The organism is Rhodococcus sp. (in: high G+C Gram-positive bacteria) (assembly GCF_049286785.1).
Taxonomy (GTDB): domain Bacteria; phylum Actinomycetota; class Actinomycetes; order Mycobacteriales; family Mycobacteriaceae; genus Rhodococcus_F.
This window is the reverse complement of sequence record NZ_JBAQEO010000762.1, coordinates 1-2,159: the sequence shown is the minus strand read 5'-3', so window position 1 is coordinate 2,159 and position 2,159 is coordinate 1. Positions and strand designations below refer to the sequence as shown.

Here is a 2,159-nt window from a genome sequence, read left to right as displayed (position 1 = left end):
CGGTGATGCTGCTCGTCTTCGCCGGACTGGCGCTGGTGTTCAGTCAGTACCGGTTCACCACGGCCCACGACTATCATGCGACGTTCACCGACGTGTCCGGGCTCGCGTCCGGCGCCAAGGTGCGGATCGCCGGGGTGCCCGTCGGGAAGGTCGACACGGTGGCCATCGGCAAGGATGCCCTCGCCGACGTCGATTTCACTGTGGATTCGAAGTACACGCTCTTCGAAGGAACGAAGGCGACGGTCCGCTACGAGAACCTCACCGGCGACCGCTACCTCGAGCTTCTCGAGGGGGCAGGTTCGGCGGAACCGCTGCCCGACGGTGGCTCCATTCCTGTCGAGAACACCTCGCCTGCACTGGATCTCGATCTTCTGCTCGGCGGATTCAAACCTCTCCTGCGTTCGCTCAATCCCCAGCAGGTCAACGATCTGTCGGAGGCGTTGGTGCAGGTGTTCCAAGGGCAGGGCGGAACGCTCGTGTCACTGCTGGGCAGCACGAGTTCGTTCACCAACACACTTGCCGACCGCGACCAGTTGATCGGGGAAGTCATCACCAACCTGAACGAGGTGCTCGGAACCATCAACAATCGAGGGGACCAGTTCGGGACCACCCTGGATCAACTGCAACAACTGGTCAGCGGCCTCGCTCAGGACCGTGACCCGATCGGTGACGCGATTCCGCGGATCGCCGGTGCCACAGGAGATCTCGCCCAGCTACTCGAGGGCGCTCGGCCCCCGCTGCAGGGCACGATCGCAGAGGCGAATCGCACCGCGTCGCAGCTGCAGATGGGCGAGGACGACCTCGAGTACGTGATCCAGAACCTGCCTGCCTCGTACAAGAGACTCATCCGGATCGGTACGTACGGCAGCTTCTTCCAGATGTACGTCTGTGCAACCAAGTTCAAGTTCTCCGGACCGGACGGCCAGGATCTGGTGGTCAATATGCCCGGCGGTCAGAACACGGGGAGGTGTGCACCGCAGTCATGAGAAGTGAACGTAATCCGGTTCAGGTCGGCCTCATCGGACTGACCCTGGCGATCATGACGGTGATCGCCACCCTGCAGTACGACCGTCTGCAGTTCCTCTCGGGAGGAATCCGGTACTCGGCGTACTTCGAGGACGCCGGGGGTCTGGCCAGCGGCGACACCGTGACGATGGCAGGCGTCGACGTCGGCAAGGTGGCGGAAATCGAACTCGACGATCAGAGCGTGCTGGTCACCTTCAGTATCGAGAGCGACGTCGAACTCGGCGACGCCACCGAGGCGAACATCAAGACCAACACGATCCTCGGAAAGAAGGCGTTGTCGATCACCCCGCTCGGTCACGGCACGATGCCCGTCGGTGGAACTATTCCGGTGGAACGCACAACTTCTCCGTATTCACTCAACGACGCGCTCGGCGACCTCACGACCACGGTGTCGGAACTCGACACCGATCAGGTCAACAACGCGCTCAACGCGATGTCGGGTGCCCTCGAGAACACTCCACCCGAACTGCGGACCGCGCTGGACGGAATGACCCGCCTGTCGGAGAGCATCAACTCCCGGGACGAGACTCTCCGGCAACTACTTTCGCGTGCGGAGAGCGTCACCGGTATCCTGGCGGAGCGCAGCGGACAGATCAATTCGCTGATCGTCGACGGCAACGAGTTGTTCGGCGAGCTCGATCGGCGCCGGGCCGCGATCGGTCAGCTCATCGTGAATATTTCTGCAGTGTCGCGACAGCTGACGGGTCTGGTCCAGGACAATCAGGAGCAGATGAAGCCGACGCTCGACAAGCTCAACTCGGTAGTCGACATCCTGCAGAGGAACAAGGACGACATCTCCCAGGCTCTCGACGGTCTCGCGCCCTATGCGACGCAGCTCGGTGAATCCGTCGGTAGCGGTCCCTTCTTCATGGCGTACGTCTACAACATCGGCCTCAGCAAGGCGTTCCAGGGGCTCAGTGACGCCATCACGTGGCCTGAGCACCTGCCGAACGATCTTCAGTCGTACTTGACGCCGCCCCCGTCCATCGACCTCAGAAGTCCCGACGGTTCGAGGACTCGGGTACTTCCCCCGGAGGCACCGCGATGACCGATCGACAGGAGACGAACGATCGGTCTCCCGACTCCCGGAAGAAATGGTGGATCCGCGGCGGGATCGCTGCCGTCGTGGTGGC

2 protein-coding genes are annotated in these 2,159 nt (G+C 62.4%); both read left to right on the top strand.

The features are described from left to right. The first annotated feature begins 2 nt into the window (after window positions 1–2). Window positions 3–986: an MCE family protein gene (locus tag WAW17_RS27545; RefSeq protein ID WP_422336035.1), complete on the top strand. Its 984-nt coding sequence runs from the start codon at window positions 3–5 to the stop codon at window positions 984–986. After that, the gene (locus WAW17_RS27540; protein WP_422336034.1) at window positions 983–2,074 is read left to right on the top strand and encodes an MCE family protein; all 1,092 of its coding nucleotides are present in this window, start codon (window positions 983–985) and stop codon (window positions 2,072–2,074) included. The genes WAW17_RS27545 and WAW17_RS27540 overlap by 4 nt, the downstream gene beginning before the upstream one ends. Window positions 2,075–2,159: the final 85 nt, after the last annotated feature.